This window comes from Phytopseudomonas daroniae, assembly GCF_004327275.1.
GTDB classification, from domain to species: domain Bacteria; phylum Pseudomonadota; class Gammaproteobacteria; order Pseudomonadales; family Pseudomonadaceae; genus Aquipseudomonas; species Aquipseudomonas daroniae.
In genome coordinates this window covers 353,336-373,297 of the sequence record NZ_QJUJ01000004.1, presented here as the reverse complement: position 1 = coordinate 373,297, position 19,962 = coordinate 353,336, and the positions used below count along the sequence as shown (strand labels likewise).

Below are 19,962 nucleotides of genomic sequence, written 5' to 3'. Positions count from 1 at the left end.
CCTGAGTCGCCTGTTAGCGGCAGCGACAAAATTACAGGCGCATCGGCATGACGACATAAGCGGAGTCATCGTTGTCCGCTTCCTGCACCAGCGCACTGCTGTTGGAGTCGGACAGGATCAGACGCACCTGCTCGGTGGTCATCACGCCCAGGACATCGAGCAGATAGCTGACGTTGAAACCTATCTCCAGAGCACCGCCGTTGTACTCGACTGCGATCTCTTCTTCCGCTTCTTCCTGCTCCGGGTTGTTGGCCTGGATTTTCAGAAGGCCGGCCGCCAGTTGCAGACGGATACCACGGTACTTTTCGTTCGACAGAATTGCGGTACGGCTGAAGGCTTCACGCAGGCCCTGACGGTCAGCGACAACCAGCTTGTCGCCACCGCGCGGCAGCACACGCTCGTAATCCGGGAATTTACCGTCGACCAGTTTCGAGGTGAAGGTGAACTCGCCAGTGGTCGCGCGGATGTGATGCTGACCCAGGACGATACTGACGCTGCCATCCTGCTCGGTAAGCAGACGGGCCAGTTCCAGGATGCCTTTGCGTGGCACGATCACCTGATGGCGCTCGACCTGCTCGATACTGGCTTCCATGGAACACATGGCCAGGCGATGACCGTCGGTGGCGACAGCACGCAGTACGCCGGTCTGCACTTCCAGCAGCATGCCGTTGAGGTAGTAACGCACGTCCTGCTGCGCCATGGCGAAGCTGGTGCGTTCGATCAGGCGACGCAGCTTGCTCTGCACCAGGCTGAAGGTCAGCGAACCCGGACCTTCCTCGACGGTGGGGAAGTCGTTGGCTGGCAGGGTGGACAGCGTGAAACGGCTGCGCCCGGCCTTGACCAGCAGCTTCTGCTCGTCGACACGGATGTCGATCAGCGCATCGCTCGGCAAGCTCTTGCAGATATCCATCAGCTTGCGTGCCGGCACGGTGATTTCGCCAGGTTCGGCAGCATCTTCCAGAGCCACGCGCCCGACCAGCTCGACCTCGAGGTCGGTACCGGTCAGCGACAGCTGCTGGCCTTCGACGACCAGCAGAACGTTGGAGAGAACCGGCAAGGTCTGGCGGCGTTCCACGACGCCGGCGACCAGTTGCAGGGGTTTCAACAGGGCTTCGCGTTGAATGGTGAAGTGCATGGTCTAGTCCCTTGCCTCGTGCATGGAGTTGCGTATCAAGTGGTCAGTGTACGCAGCAGGTTCTTGTAATCCTCGCGGATATCCGCGTCGGACTCCCTAAGTTCAGCAATCTTACGGCATGCGTGCAATACCGTGGTGTGATCGCGCCCACCGAAGGCCACACCGATTTCCGGCAGGCTGTGGTTGGTCAGTTCCTTGGACAAGGCCATCGCAACCTGACGCGGCCGCGCGATGGAGCGCGAGCGACGCTTGGACAGCAAGTCGGAAATCTTGATCTTGTAGTATTCGGCCGTAGTGCGCTGGATATTGTCGATGCTGACCAGCTTGTCCTGCAGGGCCAGCAGATCCTTCAGGGACTCGCGGATCAACTCGATGGTGATATCGCGGCCCATGAAGTGCGAGTGGGCGATGACACGCTTCAACGCGCCTTCCAGCTCACGCACGTTGGAACGGATACGCTGGGCGATGAAGAACGCGGCATCGTGAGGCAGATCGACCTTGGCCTGATCGGCCTTCTTCATCAGGATCGCCACACGGGTTTCCAGCTCGGGCGGTTCGACCGCTACGGTCAGGCCCCAACCAAAACGCGACTTCAGGCGCTCTTCCAGGCCTTCGATCTCTTTCGGATAACGGTCGCTGGTGAGAATCACCTGCTGACCGCCTTCGAGCAAGGCGTTGAAGGTGTGGAAGAATTCTTCCTGGGAGCGTTCCTTCTTGGCGAAGAACTGGATGTCATCGATCAACAGTGCGTCCACCGAGCGGTAGAAGCGCTTGAATTCGTTGATGGCATTGAGCTGCAGCGCCTTGACCATATCGGCCACGAAACGCTCGGAATGCAGGTACACCACCTTGGCATTCGGGTTCTTCGCCAGCAGGTGGTTACCGACTGCGTGCATCAGGTGCGTCTTGCCGAGGCCTACGCCGCCATAAAGGAAGAGCGGGTTGTAGCCGTGCTTGGGGTTGTCCGCGACCTGCCAGGCTGCAGCGCGAGCCAGCTGGTTCGATTTACCCTCGACGAAGTTGTCGAAGGTAAAGGTACGGTTGAGATAGCTGGTGTGCTTGAGGCCACCTTCTACCTGCACGTTTCGCTCACTGCGAGCCGGAGCGACGCTGGAGGCGGCACCGGCCATCGAGTCGAAGCTGGCTCGGGAAGGCTCGGACTGCACCGGAGGTTTCGGCGGCGGCACGCTGATCTGCGGCGCAGGAGCAGACGGGCTGCTGTAGTTGGAGACCGAAGGCGAGGGCGTCAGTACAGCCCGCGGTGCAGAGCTACGACGGCTGCCTATCAATAAGGATATGGCGGGAACCAGACCCGCCGCACGCTCACCGAGCAGCTCGAGCATACGGCTCATGTATTTTTCATTGACCCAGTCGAGCACGAAACGATTAGGTGCGTAGACACGCAGCTCATCGCCTTCGGCTTCTACCTGTAGTGGACGGATCCAGGTGTTGAATTGCTGGGCAGGCAGTTCGTCGCGTAGAAGTTCTACGCACTGCTGCCAAAGTTCCACGGACACGGACATCCCCTGATCAAAAGCGCTGAGGCAAAAACAGTAGCTATTGTAGCCTCCACTGCCCGAGTTATCCACATACTAAAGCCGATCAGCACATGACAAATCAAGGTGTTATCTCATTTGCCACACGTCGGATGAACAACTATAAGCCCTGTGGATAACAGGGCCTGAGGTCAGTGTGAAAGCCCAGGGAAAACTCGGTGGATAATCGCCCTGTGGGTAAATAGCCCTTTCACCCCCAGCTTATGCCCGCTTGCCTAACACCTGCAGCACGGCTTTCTGACAGGGTTTCGGATTCGTACAAGGCTTGCTACCAGAGCCTCTCAGGCACTTATCCACAGAAGGAACGTGCCTTAAATATAAAAACAATAACAAGCTCTTTTTAAAAGATTCTTTCCTTATATATTTCTCTATATGGAAAACAGCTGGTTGGAAATTGACCTGGCCTGCAGCTTTCTCTAGAATCGCCGGTCTCTTAAAACGGGGGCCATTCCGGCCCGTTGTCGACAACCAGGTAACCGCATCATGAAACGCACTTTCCAACCCAGCACCATCAAACGCGCTCGCACCCACGGTTTCCGTGCTCGCATGGCTACCAAGAACGGCCGTGCCGTCCTGTCGCGTCGTCGCGCCAAGGGCCGTGCTCGCCTCGCTGTCTGATTTTCCAGTCTTGTGGTGAGTCGAGGCTTCGGCCGGGAGAAGCGCCTGCTAACTCCCCGGCAATTCAAGGCAGTCTTCGACTCTCCCAGTGGCAAAGCGCCGGGCAAGAGTGTCCTGCTGCTTGCGCGCAACAATGAGCTTGATCATTCACGCCTAGGTCTGGTGATCGGGAAGAAGAGCGTCAAGCTCGCTGTTGAGCGCAACCGCCTGAAACGCCAGATCCGCGAATCGTTCCGCCTCAACCAGGACAACCTGGTCGGCTGGGACATCGTGGTGGTCGCGCGTAAAGGCCTGGGTGATCTGCAGAACGCCGAACTGGTTCAACAGTTCGGCAAGCTGTGGAAACGCCTTGCCCGCAGCAAACCCGCCCAACAGGCCGATGCCCAGACCGGGGTGAACGACAATCCCCATGCGTAAACTGGTTCAAGCTCCAATCCGGTTTTACCAGTACGCCATCAGTCCATTGATGGCTAGTCATTGTCGTTTCTACCCTTCTTGTTCCTGCTACGCGCTTGAAGCCATCGAAACCCATGGCGTCCTGCGTGGTGGCTGGCTGACCGTTCGTCGTCTGGGACGCTGTCACCCCTGGCATCCCGGAGGCTACGATCCGGTGCCCCTCGCGAAACACTCCCGATCCTCTTCGATGGCCGAATAATCATGGATATCAAACGCTCGATCCTGATCGTCGCCCTGGCAGTCGTGTCCTACCTGATGGTTCTTCAGTGGAACCAGGACTACGGCCAGGCCGCTCTGCCGAATCAGACAGCTTCCACCAGCAAAGCCGCGCCGAGCTTGCCGGAAACCGCCTCCGTTGCCAGCAACGACGATGTCCCGACGGCAAACGCCGACGGCAGCGATCCAAGCCCGGTGGAGGCCGTCGCTGTCAGCGATAAGCTGATCCAGGTTAAGACCGACGTTCTGGATCTGGCCATCGATCCTCGCGGTGGTGATGTGGTAAGCCTGCAATTGCCGCACTACCCGCGTCGTCAGGATCGTCCCGATGTTCCCTTCCAGTTGTTCGACAATGGTAGCGAGCACCTGTACCTGGCACAGAGTGGCCTGACCGGCACCAACGGCCCGGACGCCCGTGCCAACGGCCGCCCGCTGTACAACAGCGAGCAGCGCGTCTATCAGTTGGCTGACGGTCAGGATCAACTGGTGGTCGACCTGAGCTTCAGCGAAGCCGGCGTCAATTACATCAAGCGTTTCACCTTCAACCGTGGCCTCGATACCAGTTGCTCGGCCAAGGAAGTGGAGCAGAAGAAAGCGGGTTGCATCAGTGGTAACGGTTACCAGATCGGGGTCACCTACCTGATCGACAACCAGAGTGCTGCGCCGTGGACAGGTAACCTGTTCGCCCAGCTCAAGCGTGACAACAGCGGTGACCCATCCTCCAGCACCGCCACCGGTACTGCCACCTATCTCGGTGCAGCGCTGTGGACCGCCGAGAAGCCCTACACCAAGGTGTCGATGAAAGACATCGACAAGCAGGGCCTCAAGGAATCCGTACAGGGCGGCTGGATCGCCTGGCTGCAGCACTACTTCGTGACTGCCTGGATTCCGTCGAAAGACGACACCAACCTGGTACAGACCCGCAAGGACAGCCAGGGTAACTACATCATTGGCTACACCGGCCCGGCACTGAACGTTCCTGCCGGCGCCGAAGCTCAGGCCAGCACTACCCTGTATGCCGGTCCGAAGATCCAGAAGGATCTCGCCGCGCTGTCGCCAGGTCTGGATAAGACGGTCGACTACGGCATCCTGTGGTTCCTCGCCGAACCGATCTTCTGGTTGCTGGAACATATCCACAACCTGCTCGGCAACTGGGGCTTCTCGATCATCGTGCTGACGCTGATCATCAAGTTGGCATTCTTCCCGTTGTCGGCTGCCAGCTACCGTTCCATGGCCCGCATGCGTGCCGTGTCGCCACGCCTGCAGGCGCTGAAGGAACAGTTCGGTGACGATCGCCAGAAGATGTCCCAGGCGATGATGGAGCTGTACAAGAAAGAGAAGATCAACCCGCTGGGCGGCTGCCTGCCGATCCTGGTGCAGATGCCAGTATTCCTGGCCCTGTACTGGACCCTGCTGGAATCCGTGGAGATGCGTCAGGCGCCGTGGATCCTGTGGATCACCGACCTGTCGATCAAGGATCCGTTCTTCATCCTGCCTATCATCATGGGCGCCACCATGTTCATCCAGCAGCAGCTCAACCCGACGCCACCGGATCCCATGCAGGCCCGCGTGATGAAGATGATGCCGATCATTTTCACCTTCTTCTTCCTGTGGTTCCCGGCTGGTCTGGTGCTGTACTGGGTGGTCAACAACGTCCTGTCCATCGCCCAGCAGTGGTACATTACTCGCAAGATCGAAGCGGCGAGCAAGCCTTCAGAGGCGTAACCGCTCACCCTTCGGCAGCTACATGACAGACGCCCCCTAGTGGGGCGTTCTGCTATTCAGCGTTTGGAGATTTGTCATGTCCACATCTCGTGAAACCATCACCGCCGTCGCTACCGCCCAGGGTCGTGGTGGCGTAGGCATCGTGAGGGTCTCAGGCCCGCGCGCACGGATGATCGCCATCACCCTGAGCGGTATCGAGCCGACGCCCCGGCATGCGCATTACGGCGCCTGGCATGACAATGTCGGCGAGGTGATCGACGAAGGCCTCCTGCTGTTCTTCCCCGGGCCCAATTCCTTCACTGGTGAGGATGTGCTCGAGTTGCAGGGCCATGGTGGCCCGGTGGTGCTGGACATGCTCCTGCAACGCTGCCTGGAGCTGGGCGCACGTCAGGCACGTCCCGGCGAATTCAGCGAGCGGGCCTTTCTCAACGACAAGCTCGACCTGGCCCAGGCGGAAGCCATCGCGGATCTGATCGAGGCCAGTTCCGCACAAGCGGCGCGCAATGCCGTGCGCTCGTTGCAAGGCGAATTCTCCCGACGCGTGCACGAGCTCACCGAGCGCCTGATCAGCCTGCGCATCTATGTGGAGGCCGCCATCGACTTCCCCGAAGAGGAAATCGACTTTCTTGCCGATGGCCATGTACTGAGTCTGCTCGAAGGCGTGCGCGCACAGTTATCCACAGTGTTGCGCGAGGCCAACCAGGGCGCACTGCTGCGCGATGGCATGAACGTGGTGATCGCCGGCCGCCCGAATGCCGGCAAATCCAGCCTGCTCAACGCCCTGGCAGGACGCGAAGCGGCCATCGTCACCGATGTCGCCGGCACCACTCGTGACGTGCTGCGCGAACATATCCACATCGACGGCATGCCTCTGCACGTGATCGATACCGCAGGGTTGCGCGACACCGAGGATCAGGTCGAGCGGATCGGCGTGGAACGTGCGCTGAAGGCTATCGGTGAGGCGGATCGGGTGCTCCTGGTCGTCGACTCCACGGCACCTGAGGCCAACGATCCCTTCGCCCTGTGGCCGGAGTTTCTGGAGCAACGTCCGGATCCGGCACGGGTCACGCTGATCCGTAACAAGGCAGATCTGTCGGCCGAATCCGTCGGCCTGCAGACCAGCGACGACGGTCATGCCACGCTGGTGCTATCGGCCAAGTCCAGCGAGGGCCTGGAGCTGCTGCGCGAACATCTGAAAGCCTGCATGGGCTTCCAGCAAACGGCGGAGAGCGGCTTCAGCGCTCGCCGCCGCCATCTGGATGCACTGCACCAGGCCCAGAGCCACCTCGACCATGGCCACGCCCAGCTGACGCTGGCCGGCGCCGGCGAGCTGCTCGCCGAAGACCTGCGTCAGGCTCAGCAGGCGCTGGGGGAGATCACCGGTGCCTTCAGTTCCGACGACCTGCTCGGGCGCATCTTCTCGAGCTTCTGTATCGGAAAATGACGATACCGGTGTGATGCTTTCGGCATTGCCGGCAAGAAGGGCAGCGACAACCTGCCCAACTTTCGTTTTTACATCATGACCTGCCAAACCCTATGGCACGGCCTCGAATGCTGCTCCCACCACTGGGAAAACCTATTCGGTTTGGAGGGTTCGGTCTCGGGGGCGGTGGGGCAGGGGGCGTGATGACCTGCCAGCAATATCAATATTGTGTGAGGGACTCACCATGAAATCCGTTTTCCAAGCCTTTTCCCTGCTGGGCTGTTTAATGCTCGCAGCCTGCTCTTTTGAAGATGGTGATTATCAGGCCGCGTCACTCAAGCTGGTGGAAGATTTCCACAACCAGGCTCAACGTGGGGAATTCTCATCCATCTATAACGAGGCAGCGCCTGGCTTGAGAGAGGGCGCTTCAGAGGCAGACTTCGTTCGGATTCTTCGATTGATCGGCAAAACCATGGGATCCATCGAGCGCAGCGAACTGGCCAACCGGGTTCCCACGAAAGCCGATGATGGCCGCATGCTGACACTACTGGTATTCAACACTCAATTCAGCTCGGGCGCAGCTACGGAATCCTTCTACATCGAAAAGATCGACGATGAGCCCAAGCTTTTTCGCTACGACATGAATTCGGATGCACTGATCCAGGCATTGATCACCGACCAGGAAACCAGGGAATCTGCCTCTCAGAACCCTGTGGAAAACTAGCCATAAGCCCCGTTCATAAGCAGGTAGCAAAGCTAGGGATAAACCACCCTGTGCATAAGCACCTCATTTACACACAGGCTGACCACCGGTACCTAACACCCGCCACCCAGGATAATCGCGCTTTCATACATCGCTGTACATCAGATGATTAGAGGCCTGTAGCGATCTATCCACAGAAATCGTGAAGACCATTTATAAACATAAAAACAAGCCTTTTAAAAAGATCTTTTCTTTTTTCTTTTATTAACCTTCCGCCCATCTCACCTCCCGGGCGTGGTGAACGGACAAGGTGAGTACGCTTGAAGAAGGTGCTCGATGACCAACGACCAGTTGGCTATTTTTTGTGCAAAAGGCTTCTTTCAATCTGGCTAAGTCCCTATACTTGCCGCCCTTTCCCGCTTTCAAATTAAAAGCTCCCCTTCTCAACAGGCACGAGGTGCGTGGTGGATTTCCCTTCCCGTTTTCAGGTGATCGTCATCGGCGGCGGCCATGCCGGTACCGAAGCCGCGCTTGCAGCGGCGCGCATGGGGGTAAAAACCCTGCTGCTGACCCACAACGTGGAAACCCTCGGGCAGATGAGCTGCAACCCTGCCATCGGCGGGATCGGCAAGAGCCATCTGGTCAAGGAAATCGATGCCCTCGGTGGCGCCATGGCCATCGCCACTGACAAGGGCGGCATCCAGTTCCGTGTGCTGAACAGCCGCAAGGGGCCAGCCGTACGTGCTACCCGAGCCCAGGCCGATCGCATCCTGTACAAGGCGGCGGTACGCGAGATTCTGGAAAACCAGCCCGACCTGTGGATATTTCAGCAGGCCGCGGACGACCTGATCGTCGAGCAGGATGAAGTCAAAGGCGTGGTCACCCAGATGGGCCTGCGTTTCTTCGCCGACTCGGTGGTACTGACCACCGGCACCTTCCTCGGTGGACTTATCCACATCGGTCTGCAGAATTATTCTGGCGGTCGCGCAGGCGATCCGCCTTCGATCGCGCTTGCCAAACGTCTGCGTGAACTGCCGCTGCGCGTCGGTCGCCTGAAGACCGGTACGCCACCCCGCATCGATGGTCGCTCGGTGGATTTCTCGGCGATGACTGAGCAGCCAGGCGATACGCCAATTCCGGTGATGTCCTTCATGGGCAACAAGGATCAGCATCCACAGCAGGTGAGCTGCTGGATCACCCACACCAACGTGCGTACCCACGAGATCATCGCCGCCAACCTCGACCGTTCGCCGATGTACTCCGGAGTCATCGAGGGTGTGGGGCCGCGTTACTGCCCATCGATCGAAGACAAGATCCACCGCTTCGCCGACAAGGACAGCCACCAGGTGTTCATCGAGCCGGAAGGCCTGACCACCCACGAGCTGTACCCCAACGGGATATCCACATCCTTGCCGTTCGACGTGCAACTGCAGATCGTGCAGAGCATCCGTGGCATGGAGAACGCGCATATCGTGCGTCCGGGCTATGCCATCGAGTACGACTACTTCGATCCGCGCGACCTGAAGTACAGCCTGGAGACCAAGGTCATCGGCGGCCTGTTCTTCGCTGGCCAGATCAACGGCACCACCGGCTACGAAGAAGCCGGCGCCCAAGGCCTGCTGGCCGGTGCCAACGCCGCACTGCGCGCCCAGGGCAAGGACAGCTGGTGCCCGCGCCGCGACGAGGCCTACATCGGCGTACTGGTCGACGACCTGATCACCCTGGGTACCCAGGAGCCCTACCGCATGTTCACCTCGCGGGCCGAGTACCGCCTGATCCTGCGCGAGGACAATGCTGACCTGCGCCTGACCGAAAAAGGTCGCGAACTGGGCCTGGTGAACGATGAGCTCTGGGCGGCCTTCGAGGCCAAGCGTGAGGGCATCACCCAGGAAGAGCAGCGCCTGAAAAGCACTTGGGTACGGCCAAATACGCCTCAGGGCGACGCCATCGTCGAGCGTTTCGGTACGCCGCTGACCCATGAGTACAACCTGCTCAACCTGCTGTCGCGCCCGGAGATCGACTATGCCGGTCTGATCGACGTGACTGGCGGCGGTGCCGAAGATCCGCAGGTTGCCGAGCAGGTCGAGATCAAGACCAAGTACGCCGGCTACATCGAGCGTCAGCAGGACGAGATCGCTCGCCTGCGCGCCAGTGAGGAAACCGAGCTGCCAGCGGATATCGACTACGCGACGATTTCCGGCCTGTCCAAGGAAATCCAGCACAAGCTCGGCAACGCCAGGCCACAGACCCTGGGTCAGGCATCGCGTATCCCCGGTGTCACGCCGGCGGCGATCTCGCTGTTGCTGATCCACCTGAAGAAACGCGGCGCGGGTCGCCAGCTGGAGCAGAGCGCCTGATGTCCGTCGTCACTGCCCGTCACGCCGAAGAATTGCAGCAAGGCGCCCGCGAACTGGGTGTCACGCTGTCCGAGCAGCAGCATGAGCAATTGCTCGCCTACCTGGCGCTGCTGATCAAGTGGAACAAGGCCTACAACCTGACCGCGGTGCGCGACCCTGACGAGATGGTCTCGCGGCATCTGCTCGACAGCCTCAGTGTCGTGCCGTTCGTTGCCGAGGCTGGGGATAACTGGCTGGACGTCGGCAGTGGCGGCGGTATGCCCGGTATTCCCCTGGCCATCCTGTTTCCCGAGCGGAATTTCACCCTGCTCGATTCGAACGGCAAGAAAACCCGTTTTCTGACTCAGGTGAAGCTCGAGCTGAAACTGGCCAACCTGGACGTTATCCACAGCCGGGTCGAAGGCTTCACGCCGGAGCAGCCGTTCAGCGGAATCTGCTCGCGAGCGTTCAGTTCGCTGGAGGATTTCTCCAACTGGACGCGCCACCTTGGCGATGGCCAGACCCAGTGGTTGGCGATGAAGGGTGTGCACCCGGATGACGAGTTGCAGGCATTACCTGCGGACTTCCGTCTCACTGCCACCCACGTACTCAAGGTTCCCGGTTGCCAAGGTCAGCGCCATCTGTTGATACTGCGTCGCTCGGTCTAGGGGGAACGGCAACATGGCTAAAGTATTCGCAATCGCCAACCAGAAAGGCGGCGTGGGCAAGACCACGACCTGCATCAACCTGGCGGCCTCCCTGGTTGCGACCAAACGCCGTGTGCTGCTCATCGACCTCGATCCACAGGGCAATGCCACCACCGGCAGCGGTGTGGACAAGCAGGCGCTGGAGCATTCCATCTACGACGTGCTGGTCGGTGAGTGCAACCTGGTCGAGGCCATGCAGTTCTCCGAGCACGGCGGCTACCAGCTGCTGCCGGCCAACCGTGACCTGACAGCCGCGGAAGTCGGTCTGCTGGAAATGAAGATGAAGGAGAGCCGCCTGCGTTACGCACTGGCGCCGATTCGCGAGAATTACGATTACATCCTCATCGACTGCCCGCCGGCATTGTCCATGCTGACCGTCAACGCCCTGGTCGCCGCCGATGGGGTGATCATTCCGATGCAGTGCGAGTACTACGCACTCGAGGGGCTGAGCGATCTGGTCAACAGCATCCAGCGTATCGGCAAGCTGCTCAATCCGTCGCTGAAGATCGAAGGCCTGCTGCGTACCATGTACGACCCGCGCATCAGCCTGACCAACGACGTATCGGCGCAGCTCAAGGAACATTTTCCCGACACGCTCTATCAAACCGTGATCCCGCGTAACGTGCGTCTGGCCGAAGCGCCGAGTTTCGGCATGCCGGCGCTGGTCTACGACAAGCAATCCCGTGGTGCGATCGCCTATCTGGCGTTGGCTGGCGAACTGGTTCGCCGTCAGCGTGCGAACGCCCACACCGCAACCGTATAAGGAATCTGTGCATGGCCGCCAAGAAACGAGGGCTGGGACGAGGCCTGGACGCCCTTTTGGGGGGCTCCAGCGTCGACACTCTGGAGGAAGAAGCGGTCAAGGCCGATACCAGTGAGTTGCAGCACCTGCCTCTGGATCTGATCCAGCGCGGCAAATACCAGCCACGCCGCGACATGGACGTCACCGCTCTCGAAGAGCTGGCCCAGTCGATCAAATCCCATGGTGTGATGCAGCCTATCGTTGTGCGTCCGGTGGGCGAAGGTCGATTCGAGATCGTTGCCGGTGAACGCCGCTGGCGAGCCACCCAGCAAGCAGGCCTGGATCGCATTCCGGCTCTGGTGCGTGAGCTGCCGGACGAGGCCGCCATCGCCATGGCGCTGATCGAGAACATCCAGCGCGAAGACCTCAATCCGATTGAAGAAGCCATGGCCCTGCAGCGCCTGCAGCAGGAGTTTCAGCTCACCCAGCAACAGGTGGCCGAAGCCGTCGGCAAGTCGCGGGTCACCATCACCAACCTGCTGCGCCTGATCGCCCTGCCCGAAGAAGTGAAAACCCTTCTCTCCCATGGTGATCTGGAAATGGGCCATGCCCGTGCACTGCTTGGCCTGCCTGCCGAACAGCAGACAGAAGGAGCGCGACACGTTGTCGCACGAGGCCTGACCGTCCGTCAGACCGAGGCGCTTGTGAGGCAATGGTTGAATACCCAGGACAAACCTGCCTCCCCCGCCAAGACCGATCCTGACATCAGCCGGCTCGAACAGCGCCTGGCTGAGCGGCTGGGCTCTCCGGTGCAGATCAAGCATGGGCAGAAGGGCAAAGGCCAACTGGTCATCCGTTACAATTCCCTCGATGAACTTCAGGGCGTTCTAGCCCACATCCGCTGAAACAATTGCTCCCGCAGCACTAGTCCGAAAAGACTTTCGAGCGGTTGAACGGGGTGGGAACCACCCCTATACTCTGCGCGCATTTCGGCCGCACAAACTATGCCAAGGCATTGATTATTCTGGCGCCGATACCATGAGGGCCATCTCCTAGGTAATTCGATGGATATCCGCACGCCAAAACGCCTGCCCTTCCATCGCATTCCGGTTTTCCCGGTGCTTGTGGTTCAGTTGATCGTGGTGCTTTTACTCGCTGCTGCTCTTTGGCAATGGCGAGGTGCTGTTGCCGGTTACTCCGGCCTTTGTGGCGGCCTGATCGCCTGGCTGCCGAATCTGTACTTCGCCCACAAGGCATTCCGGTTTTCCGGAGCGCGGGCAGCCCAGGCCATCGTCCGGTCGTTCTATGCCGGCGAAGCAGGGAAACTGGTTTTGACAGCGGTGCTTTTTGCGCTGGTGTTTGCAGGTGTGAAGCCTTTGGATGCGCTGGTGTTGTTCGGCGTATTCCTGCTGACCCAATTGGTCAACTGGTTCGCACCCTTGCTGATGAAGAGATAACTTTTAAAGCCTTAGAGCGTTTGAGGGATTTATGGCAGCTGCAGAAACCGCTTCGGGTTATATCCAGCATCACTTGCAGAACCTGACCTATGGTCAGCATCCGGTGAATGGCTGGGGGTTCGCCCACTCCGCTGAAGAAGCCAAAGAAATGGGCTTCTGGGCTTTCCACCTCGACACCCTGGGTATCTCCGTGGTGCTGGGCCTGATCTTCATTCTGCTGTTCAAGGCTGCCGCAACGCGGGCTACCTCGGGCCAGCCTGGCGGTCTGCAGAACTTCGTCGAAGTGCTGGTCGAGTTCGTCGACGGCAGCGTCAAGGACACCTTCCACGGTCGTAACGCGCTGATCGCACCGCTGGCCCTGACCATCTTCGTCTGGATCTTCCTGATGAACCTGATGGATCTGGTGCCGGTGGACTGGATCCCGGTCGCCGCCGCCAAGATCGCTGGCGACGAGCATCTGTTCTTCCGCGCCGTACCGACCACTGACCCGAACGCCACCTTGGGCATGGCCCTGTCGGTGTTCGCGCTGATCATTTTCTACAGCATCAAGGTCAAGGGCATCGGCGGCTTCCTCGGCGAACTGACCCTGCACCCGTTCAGCGCCAAGAACATCTTCGTCAAGATCCTGCTGATCCCGGTCAACCTCCTGCTGGAGTTCGTGACCCTGATCGCCAAGCCGATTTCCCTCGCCCTGCGTCTGTTCGGCAACCTGTATGCCGGCGAGCTGATCTTCATCCTCATCGCGGTCATGTTCGGCGGCGGCATTCTGTTGGCAGCACTGGCAGGCGTACTGCAGTGGGCCTGGGCAGTCTTCCACCTGATCATCATCACGCTGCAGGCATTCATCTTCATGATGCTGACCATCGTTTACCTGTCGATGGCGCACGAAGACAGCCATTAACAGCGCGTAGCGCATCCGATGCCCTTCTCCCTCGGGAGAAGGTGCCCGAAGGGCGGATGAGGGGGCTTTTTAGTACCTGATTCCCCGCAGAACGGATGAGAGAGCGTTGTTGGTGGATCCGGCCTCGGCTGGACGCCCGCAAGGGCACTGGAAGTAACGGTTTTGCTTTACCGCTTTACCCTTAGAAAAACCTTAAACCAATACGACGTAAAAAGTCGGGAGGAAAGATGGAAACTGTAGTTGGTCTGACCGCGATCGCTGTTGCTCTGCTGATTGGCCTGGGCGCTCTGGGTACCGCCATCGGCTTCGGCCTGCTGGGCGGCAAATTCCTGGAAGGCGCTGCGCGTCAGCCGGAAATGGTTCCGATGCTGCAAGTGAAAATGTTCATCGTCGCCGGCCTGCTCGACGCCGTGACCATGATCGGTGTTGGTATCGCACTGTTCTTCACCTTCGCGAACCCCTTCGTTGGTCAAATCGCAGGCTGATCACTCGGATTTTCGAGTTGATTGGTGTGATGGACAACGAACGAGCGAGGTGTTGGCGTGAACATTAATGCAACCCTGATTGGCCAATCCGTTGCCTTCTTCATCTTCGTGCTGTTCTGCATGAAGTTCGTGTGGCCTCCGGTCATTGCGGCTTTGCAGGAACGTCAGAAGAAGATTGCAGAAGGTCTGGATGCAGCCAGTCGTGCGGCTCGTGACCTGGAGTTGGCCCAAGAGAAAGCGGGTCAGCAACTGCGCGAAGCCAAAACCCAGGCTGCTGAGATCATCGAGCAAGCCAAGAAGCGCGGCACTCAGATCGTCGACGAAGCCCGTGAACAGGCTCGTGTCGAGGCTGATCGCGTGAAGGCTCAGGCTCAGGCCGAGATCGAACAGGAAATCAACAGCGTCAAAGACGCCCTGCGTGCCCAAGTGGGTGCTCTGGCCGTCGGCGGTGCCGAGAAGATCCTGGGCGCATCCATCGACCAAAACGCGCATGCGGAGCTGGTTTCCAAACTGGCCGCCGAAATTTAAGCGAGGGCGCGATCATGGCAGAACTGACCACGTTGGCCCGACCTTACGCCAAGGCGGCTTTCGAATACGCCCAGGCCCACCAGCAGCTGGCCTCTTGGTCAGCCATGCTCGGCCTGGCAGCAGTGGTGTCTCAGGACGCCACGCTGCAGCGCGTGTTCAAGGCCCCGCGTTTGACGAGTACAGACAAGGCCACCACCTTCGTTGAGGTGTGTGGTGACAAGTTCGACGCCCAGGTACGCAATTTCATCCACGTTGTCGCAGAGAACGATCGTCTGGCCCTGTTGCCGGAAATCTACTCGCTGTTCGAGCTGTACAAGGCCGAACAGGAAAAATCGATCGACGTGGATGTCACCAGTGCCTTCGCATTGAGCGATGAACAGCAAGACAAACTCGCCAAGGTTCTCAGTGCACGGCTCGGCCGGGAAGTGCGCCTGCACGCTGCGGAGGACACCACCTTGATCGGTGGTGTCGTGATCCGCGCCGGCGACCTGGTTATCGATGGCTCAGTTCGCGGCAAAATCGCGAAGCTGGCCGAAGCATTGAAATCTTGAGTTTGAAGGGGCAGCAGAGCTATGCAGCAACTCAATCCTTCCGAAATAAGTGAAATCATCAAGGGACGTATCGATAAACTCGACGTCTCTTCCCAAGCCCGCAACGAAGGCACCATCGTCAGCGTGTCTGACGGTATCGTGCGCATTCACGGTCTCGCCGACGTCATGTACGGCGAAATGATCGAGTTTCCGGGCAGCGTCTACGGTATGGCACTGAACCTGGAGCAAGACTCCGTCGGTGCCGTTGTGCTGGGTGCCTATACCACCCTCGCCGAAGGCATGAGCGCCAAGTGCACTGGCCGCATCCTGGAAGTCCCGGTTGGTCCGGAACTGCTGGGCCGCGTGGTCGACGCACTGGGCAACCCGATCGATGGCAAAGGCCCGATCAACGCCGCCGCTACCGACGCTGTCGAGAAAGTGGCACCGGGCGTGATCTGGCGTAAGTCGGTCGACCAGCCGGTGCAGACCGGTTACAAGTCGGTCGATGCCATGATCCCGGTAGGCCGTGGCCAGCGCGAGCTGATCATCGGTGACCGTCAGATCGGCAAGACCGCTCTGGCCGTCGACGCCATCATCAACCAGAAGAACAGCGGCATCCGCTGCGTCTACGTCGCCATCGGTCAGAAGCAATCGACCATCGCCAACGTGGTACGCAAGCTGGAAGAAGCCGGTGCCCTGGCCAACACCATCGTGGTGGCTGCCTCGGCTTCGGAATCCGCTGCGCTGCAGTTCCTGGCACCTTACGCCGGCTGCACCATGGGTGAATACTTCCGTGACCGCGGTGAAGATGCACTGATCGTATACGACGACCTGTCCAAACAGGCCGTTGCCTACCGTCAGATCTCCCTGCTGCTGCGCCGTCCGCCAGGCCGTGAAGCCTACCCGGGCGACGTGTTCTATCTCCACAGCCGTCTGCTGGAGCGTGCATCGCGCGTTTCCGAAGAGTACGTAGAGAAGTTCACCAATGGCGCCGTGACTGGCAAGACCGGTTCCCTGACCGCTCTGCCGATCATCGAAACCCAGGCTGGCGACGTTTCCGCGTTCGTTCCGACCAACGTGATCTCGATCACCGACGGTCAGATCTTCCTGGAATCGGCCATGTTCAACTCGGGTATCCGTCCGGCCGTCAACGCCGGTATCTCGGTATCCCGTGTGGGTGGTGCTGCGCAGACCAAGATCATCAAGAAGCTCTCCGGTGGTATCCGTACCGCTCTGGCTCAGTACCGTGAACTGGCGGCATTCGCCCAGTTCGCTTCTGACCTGGACGAAGCCACCCGCAAGCAGCTCGAGCATGGTCAGCGTGTTACCGAGCTGATGAAGCAGAAGCAATACGCTCCGATGTCCATCGCGGACATGGCGCTGTCGCTGTATGCCGCTGAGCGTGGTTTCCTGACCGACATCGAAGTCGCCAAGATCATCAGCTTCGAGCAGGCTCTGATCGCCTTCTTCAACCGTGATCACGCCGCTCTGATGGCGAAGATCAACGAGAAGGGTGACTTCAATGACGACATCGATGGCCAGCTGAAAGCCGGTATCGAGAAGTTCAAAGCCACCCAAACCTGGTAAGCCGCAGCGGGCGCCCAACGGCGCCCGCCTGCTAACCCGATAGGTGTGAAATGGCAGGCGCAAAAGAGATTCGCAGCAAGATTGCGAGCATCAAAAGCACGCAGAAGATCACCAGCGCCATGGAAAAGGTGGCGGTCAGCAAGATGCGCAAGGCACAACAGCGCATGGCAGCTAGCCGTCCCTACGCGGAGCGTATCCGCCAGGTAATTGGTCATTTGGCCAACGCCAACCCGGAATACCGTCATCCCTTCATGATCGAGCGCGAAGTAAAGCGCGTCGGTTATGTGGTGGTGAGTTCGGACCGTGGTCTGTGCGGTGGCTTGAATACCAACCTGTTCAAGGCCCTGGTCAAGGACATGTCGGCAAACCGCGAGCGCGGCGTGGAGATCGATCTCTGCGTGGTTGGCAGCAAAGGTGCGGCATTCTTCCGCAACTTTGGTGGCAACGTCGTCGCTGCGATCAGCCACCTCGGCGAAGAGCCGTCGATCAATGATCTGATCGGCAGCGTCAAGGTGATGCTCGATGCTTACCTGGAAGGGCGCATCGACCGTTTGTCCGTGGTTTCCAACAAGTTCGTCAATACCATGACCCAGCGTCCTACCGTGGAGCAGTTGATTCCACTGGTGGCCGACTCGGATCAGGAGCTGAAACACCACTGGGACTACCTGTACGAACCCGACGCCAAGCAACTGCTTGACGGGCTGATGGTGCGCTACGTGGAGTCGCAGGTGTACCAGGCGGTGGTCGAGAACAACGCAGCCGAACAGGCCGCGCGGATGATTGCGATGAAGAATGCCACCGACAACGCTGGCGACATCATCAAAGACCTGCAGTTGGTTTACAACAAGGCACGTCAGGCAGCGATCACCCAGGAAATTTCGGAAATCGTCGGCGGCGCTGCCGCGGTTTAACGGTTCAAATATTCAGAGGAACCAAAGATGAGTAGCGGACGTATCGTTCAAATCATCGGCGCCGTCATCGACGTGGAATTCCCGCGTGACAAGGTGCCGAGTGTTTATGAAGCGCTGAAAGTAGTCGGCGCCGAAACCACTCTGGAAGTTCAGCAGCAGCTGGGCGACGGCGTGGTACGTACCATTGCGATGGGTTCGACCGAAGGCCTGAAACGTGGCCTGGACGTCGACAGCACCGGCGCGGGCATTCAGGTACCGGTCGGGGTGAAAACCCTAGGCCGTATCATGGACGTACTGGGCAACCCGATCGACGAAGCGGGCCCGATTGGCGAAGAAGAGCGCTGGGGCATCCACCGTCCCGCTCCGACCTACGCCGAACAGGCTGGCTCCAACGAGCTACTGGAAACCGGCATCAAGGTCATCGACCTGGTCTGCCCGTTCGCCAAGGGCGGTAAAGTCGGTCTGTTCGGTGGTGCCGGTGTGGGCAAGACCGTGAACATGATGGAGCTGATCCGTAACATCGCCATCGAGCACAGCGGTTATTCCGTGTTCGCCGGTGTGGGTGAGCGTACTCGTGAGGGTAACGACTTCTACCACGAGATGAAGGACTCCAACGTTCTCGACAAGGTAGCCCTGGTCTACGGTCAGATGAACGAGCCACCAGGCAACCGTCTGCGCGTAGCACTGACCGGCCTGACCATGGCCGAGAAGTTCCGTGACGAAGGCCGTGATGTTCTGTTCTTCGTGGACAACATCTACCGCTACACCCTGGCCGGTACCGAAGTATCCGCACTGCTCGGCCGTATGCCGTCTGCAGTGGGTTATCAGCCGACCCTGGCCGAAGAAATGGGCGTTCTGCAAGAGCGCATCACTTCGACCAAGACCGGTTCGATCACCTCGATCCAGGCCGTATACGTACCTGCGGACGACCTGACCGACCCGAGCCCGGCGACCACCTTCGCCCACTTGGACGCTACCGTCGTACTGTCCCGTGACATCGCCTCCCTGGGTATCTACCCAGCGGTCGATCCACTCGACTCGACTTCGCGCCAGCTGGATCCGAACGTTATCGGCCAGGAGCACTACGACACCGCTCGCGGCGTTCAGTACGTGCTGCAGCGTTACAAAGAGCTGAAGGACATCATCGCGATCCTCGGCATGGACGAACTGTCGGAAGAAGACAAGCAGCTGGTATCCCGTGCTCGTAAGATCCAGCGCTTCCTGTCCCAGCCGTTCTTCGTGGCCGAAGTCTTCACCGGTTCGCCAGGCAAGTACGTTTCCCTGAAGGACACCATCGCTGGTTTCAGCGGCATCCTCAAAGGTGATTACGATCACCTGCCGGAGCAGGCGTTCTACATGGTCGGCGGCATCGAAGAAGCCATCGAGAAAGCGAAGAAACTGTAATCACCCGTGCGCCCGGCAACGGGCGCTTACGTGAGGCTAGATATGGCTATGACAGTCCATTGCGACATCGTCAGTGCAGAAGGCGAGATCTTCTCCGGTCTGGTCGAAATGGTGATCGCCCACGGCAACCTGGGTGATCTGGGGATCGCCCCGGGCCACGCGCCGCTGATCACCGACCTCAAGCCGGGCCCGATTCGTCTGGTCAAGCAGGGTGGCGACACCGAGGTGTTCTACATCTCCGGTGGCTTCCTCGAAGTGCAGCCGAGCATGGTCAAGGTGCTTGCCGATACCGTGCAACGCGCTGCCGACCTGGACGAAGCCTCTGCTCAGGAAGCCGTCAAGGCTGCCGAGAAAGCGCTGAGCGAGCAGGGAGCCGAGTTCGACTACGGTTCCGCCGCTGCTCGTCTGGCCGAGGCCGCAGCCCAGCTGCGCACCGTCCAGCAAATGCGCAAGAAGTTCGGCGGTAGCTGATACCAACGGGCTTCATCGTTGCTTGGTAAAAGGGTAGCCTTGGCTACCCTTTTGCTTTTCTGCCGTTTTAT

At 59.4% G+C, this 19,962-nt stretch carries 21 protein-coding genes; 19 read left to right on the top strand and 2 right to left on the bottom strand.

Translation table 11 applies throughout. The features are described from left to right. Positions 1–31 precede the first annotated feature (31 nt). Positions 32–1,135, bottom strand: a complete 1,104-nt coding sequence (gene dnaN, locus DNK10_RS12520; protein ID WP_131179381.1) for a DNA polymerase III subunit beta — start codon at positions 1,133–1,135, stop codon at positions 32–34. 35 nt (positions 1,136–1,170) lie between these two features. Further along, positions 1,171–2,652 (bottom strand): chromosomal replication initiator protein DnaA, encoded by a 1,482-nt coding sequence (gene dnaA, locus DNK10_RS12515; protein ID WP_131179382.1) that lies wholly within the window; start codon positions 2,650–2,652, stop codon positions 1,171–1,173. Between the two features lie 522 nt (positions 2,653–3,174). Here dnaA and rpmH point away from each other — a divergent pair. From rpmH to DNK10_RS12420, 19 genes are all read left to right on the top strand, one after another. Beyond that, positions 3,175–3,309 carry a 50S ribosomal protein L34 gene (gene rpmH, locus DNK10_RS12510; RefSeq protein WP_003213577.1) on the top strand — a complete coding sequence of 45 codons (135 nt, stop codon included), beginning with the start codon at positions 3,175–3,177 and terminating at the stop codon, positions 3,307–3,309. A gap of 15 nt (positions 3,310–3,324) precedes the next feature. Continuing rightward, the gene (rnpA, locus tag DNK10_RS12505; RefSeq protein ID WP_207389964.1) at positions 3,325–3,726 is read left to right on the top strand and encodes a ribonuclease P protein component; all 402 of its coding nucleotides are present in this window, start codon (positions 3,325–3,327) and stop codon (positions 3,724–3,726) included. Next, complete coding sequence (gene yidD / locus DNK10_RS12500; RefSeq protein ID WP_082045890.1) at positions 3,719–3,964, top strand: membrane protein insertion efficiency factor YidD; 246 nt, start codon at positions 3,719–3,721, stop codon at positions 3,962–3,964. Before rnpA ends, yidD begins: the two co-directional genes overlap by 8 nt. 2 nt (positions 3,965–3,966) lie before the next feature. After that, the gene (gene yidC / locus DNK10_RS12495; protein WP_131191782.1) at positions 3,967–5,706 is read left to right on the top strand and encodes a membrane protein insertase YidC; all 1,740 of its coding nucleotides are present in this window, start codon (positions 3,967–3,969) and stop codon (positions 5,704–5,706) included. A gap of 76 nt (positions 5,707–5,782) precedes the next feature. Beyond that, positions 5,783–7,150, top strand: a complete 1,368-nt coding sequence (gene mnmE, locus DNK10_RS12490) for a tRNA uridine-5-carboxymethylaminomethyl(34) synthesis GTPase MnmE (RefSeq protein ID WP_131191781.1) — start codon at positions 5,783–5,785, stop codon at positions 7,148–7,150. 223 nt (positions 7,151–7,373) lie between these two features. Next, positions 7,374–7,853 carry a hypothetical protein gene (locus DNK10_RS12485; protein WP_131191780.1) on the top strand — a complete coding sequence of 160 codons (480 nt, stop codon included), beginning with the start codon at positions 7,374–7,376 and terminating at the stop codon, positions 7,851–7,853. Positions 7,854–8,296: 443 nt separating this feature from the next. Then, positions 8,297–10,189: a tRNA uridine-5-carboxymethylaminomethyl(34) synthesis enzyme MnmG gene (gene mnmG / locus DNK10_RS12480; protein ID WP_131191779.1), complete on the top strand. Its 1,893-nt coding sequence runs from the start codon at positions 8,297–8,299 to the stop codon at positions 10,187–10,189. Then, entirely contained in the window at positions 10,189–10,836 is a 648-nt protein-coding gene (gene rsmG, locus DNK10_RS12475; RefSeq protein WP_131179388.1) for a 16S rRNA (guanine(527)-N(7))-methyltransferase RsmG, read from the top strand. The genes mnmG and rsmG overlap by 1 nt, the downstream gene beginning before the upstream one ends. A gap of 13 nt (positions 10,837–10,849) precedes the next feature. Further along, positions 10,850–11,638 (top strand): ParA family protein, encoded by a 789-nt coding sequence (locus DNK10_RS12470; RefSeq protein ID WP_131179389.1) that lies wholly within the window; start codon positions 10,850–10,852, stop codon positions 11,636–11,638. A gap of 11 nt (positions 11,639–11,649) precedes the next feature. Further along, positions 11,650–12,522, top strand: coding sequence for a ParB/RepB/Spo0J family partition protein (locus tag DNK10_RS12465; protein WP_131191778.1), 873 nt, complete (start codon positions 11,650–11,652; stop codon positions 12,520–12,522). 159 nt (positions 12,523–12,681) lie between these two features. Further along, positions 12,682–13,074: a F0F1 ATP synthase subunit I gene (locus tag DNK10_RS12460; RefSeq protein ID WP_131191777.1), complete on the top strand. Its 393-nt coding sequence runs from the start codon at positions 12,682–12,684 to the stop codon at positions 13,072–13,074. A 31-nt stretch (positions 13,075–13,105) separates the two neighbouring features. Continuing rightward, on the top strand, positions 13,106–13,975 hold the full coding sequence (gene atpB / locus DNK10_RS12455; RefSeq protein WP_131179392.1) for a F0F1 ATP synthase subunit A: 870 nt from the start codon (positions 13,106–13,108) through the stop codon (positions 13,973–13,975). 227 nt (positions 13,976–14,202) lie between these two features. Beyond that, positions 14,203–14,460 (top strand): F0F1 ATP synthase subunit C, encoded by a 258-nt coding sequence (gene atpE / locus DNK10_RS12450; RefSeq protein ID WP_003097235.1) that lies wholly within the window; start codon positions 14,203–14,205, stop codon positions 14,458–14,460. 57 nt (positions 14,461–14,517) lie between these two features. Further along, positions 14,518–14,988: a F0F1 ATP synthase subunit B gene (locus DNK10_RS12445; RefSeq protein ID WP_131179393.1), complete on the top strand. Its 471-nt coding sequence runs from the start codon at positions 14,518–14,520 to the stop codon at positions 14,986–14,988. A 14-nt stretch (positions 14,989–15,002) separates the two neighbouring features. Beyond that, positions 15,003–15,539 (top strand): F0F1 ATP synthase subunit delta, encoded by a 537-nt coding sequence (locus DNK10_RS12440; RefSeq protein ID WP_131179394.1) that lies wholly within the window; start codon positions 15,003–15,005, stop codon positions 15,537–15,539. Positions 15,540–15,560: 21 nt separating this feature from the next. Then, positions 15,561–17,105 carry a F0F1 ATP synthase subunit alpha gene (gene atpA, locus DNK10_RS12435; RefSeq protein WP_131179395.1) on the top strand — a complete coding sequence of 515 codons (1,545 nt, stop codon included), beginning with the start codon at positions 15,561–15,563 and terminating at the stop codon, positions 17,103–17,105. 50 nt (positions 17,106–17,155) lie between these two features. After that, on the top strand, positions 17,156–18,016 hold the full coding sequence (gene atpG / locus DNK10_RS12430; RefSeq protein ID WP_131179396.1) for a F0F1 ATP synthase subunit gamma: 861 nt from the start codon (positions 17,156–17,158) through the stop codon (positions 18,014–18,016). Between the two features lie 27 nt (positions 18,017–18,043). After that, on the top strand, positions 18,044–19,420 hold the full coding sequence (gene atpD / locus DNK10_RS12425) for a F0F1 ATP synthase subunit beta (RefSeq protein ID WP_131179397.1): 1,377 nt from the start codon (positions 18,044–18,046) through the stop codon (positions 19,418–19,420). A gap of 42 nt (positions 19,421–19,462) precedes the next feature. Then, positions 19,463–19,891, top strand: a complete 429-nt coding sequence (locus DNK10_RS12420; protein WP_131179398.1) for a F0F1 ATP synthase subunit epsilon — start codon at positions 19,463–19,465, stop codon at positions 19,889–19,891. The last annotated feature ends 71 nt before the right edge of the window (positions 19,892–19,962 follow it).

Excerpts from the sequence above, each read along its gene's own strand:
- dnaN (WP_131179381.1), bottom strand. The coding sequence starts at position 1,135 with ATGCACTTCACCATTCAACGCGAAGCCCTGTTGAAACCCCTGCAACTG.
- rpmH (WP_003213577.1), top strand. The coding sequence starts at position 3,175 with ATGAAACGCACTTTCCAACCCAGCACCATCAAACGCGCTCGCACCCAC.
- yidD (WP_082045890.1), top strand. The coding sequence starts at position 3,719 with ATGCGTAAACTGGTTCAAGCTCCAATCCGGTTTTACCAGTACGCCATC.
- yidC (WP_131191782.1), top strand. The coding sequence starts at position 3,967 with ATGGATATCAAACGCTCGATCCTGATCGTCGCCCTGGCAGTCGTGTCC.
- mnmE (WP_131191781.1), top strand. The coding sequence starts at position 5,783 with ATGTCCACATCTCGTGAAACCATCACCGCCGTCGCTACCGCCCAGGGT.
- DNK10_RS12485 (WP_131191780.1), top strand. The coding sequence starts at position 7,374 with ATGAAATCCGTTTTCCAAGCCTTTTCCCTGCTGGGCTGTTTAATGCTC.
- rsmG (WP_131179388.1), top strand. The coding sequence starts at position 10,189 with ATGTCCGTCGTCACTGCCCGTCACGCCGAAGAATTGCAGCAAGGCGCC.
- DNK10_RS12470 (WP_131179389.1), top strand. The coding sequence starts at position 10,850 with ATGGCTAAAGTATTCGCAATCGCCAACCAGAAAGGCGGCGTGGGCAAG.
- DNK10_RS12465 (WP_131191778.1), top strand. The coding sequence starts at position 11,650 with ATGGCCGCCAAGAAACGAGGGCTGGGACGAGGCCTGGACGCCCTTTTG.
- DNK10_RS12460 (WP_131191777.1), top strand. The coding sequence starts at position 12,682 with ATGGATATCCGCACGCCAAAACGCCTGCCCTTCCATCGCATTCCGGTT.
- atpB (WP_131179392.1), top strand. The coding sequence starts at position 13,106 with ATGGCAGCTGCAGAAACCGCTTCGGGTTATATCCAGCATCACTTGCAG.
- atpE (WP_003097235.1), top strand. The coding sequence starts at position 14,203 with ATGGAAACTGTAGTTGGTCTGACCGCGATCGCTGTTGCTCTGCTGATT.
- DNK10_RS12440 (WP_131179394.1), top strand. The coding sequence starts at position 15,003 with ATGGCAGAACTGACCACGTTGGCCCGACCTTACGCCAAGGCGGCTTTC.
- atpA (WP_131179395.1), top strand. The coding sequence starts at position 15,561 with ATGCAGCAACTCAATCCTTCCGAAATAAGTGAAATCATCAAGGGACGT.
- atpG (WP_131179396.1), top strand. The coding sequence starts at position 17,156 with ATGGCAGGCGCAAAAGAGATTCGCAGCAAGATTGCGAGCATCAAAAGC.
- atpD (WP_131179397.1), top strand. The coding sequence starts at position 18,044 with ATGAGTAGCGGACGTATCGTTCAAATCATCGGCGCCGTCATCGACGTG.
- DNK10_RS12420 (WP_131179398.1), top strand. The coding sequence starts at position 19,463 with ATGGCTATGACAGTCCATTGCGACATCGTCAGTGCAGAAGGCGAGATC.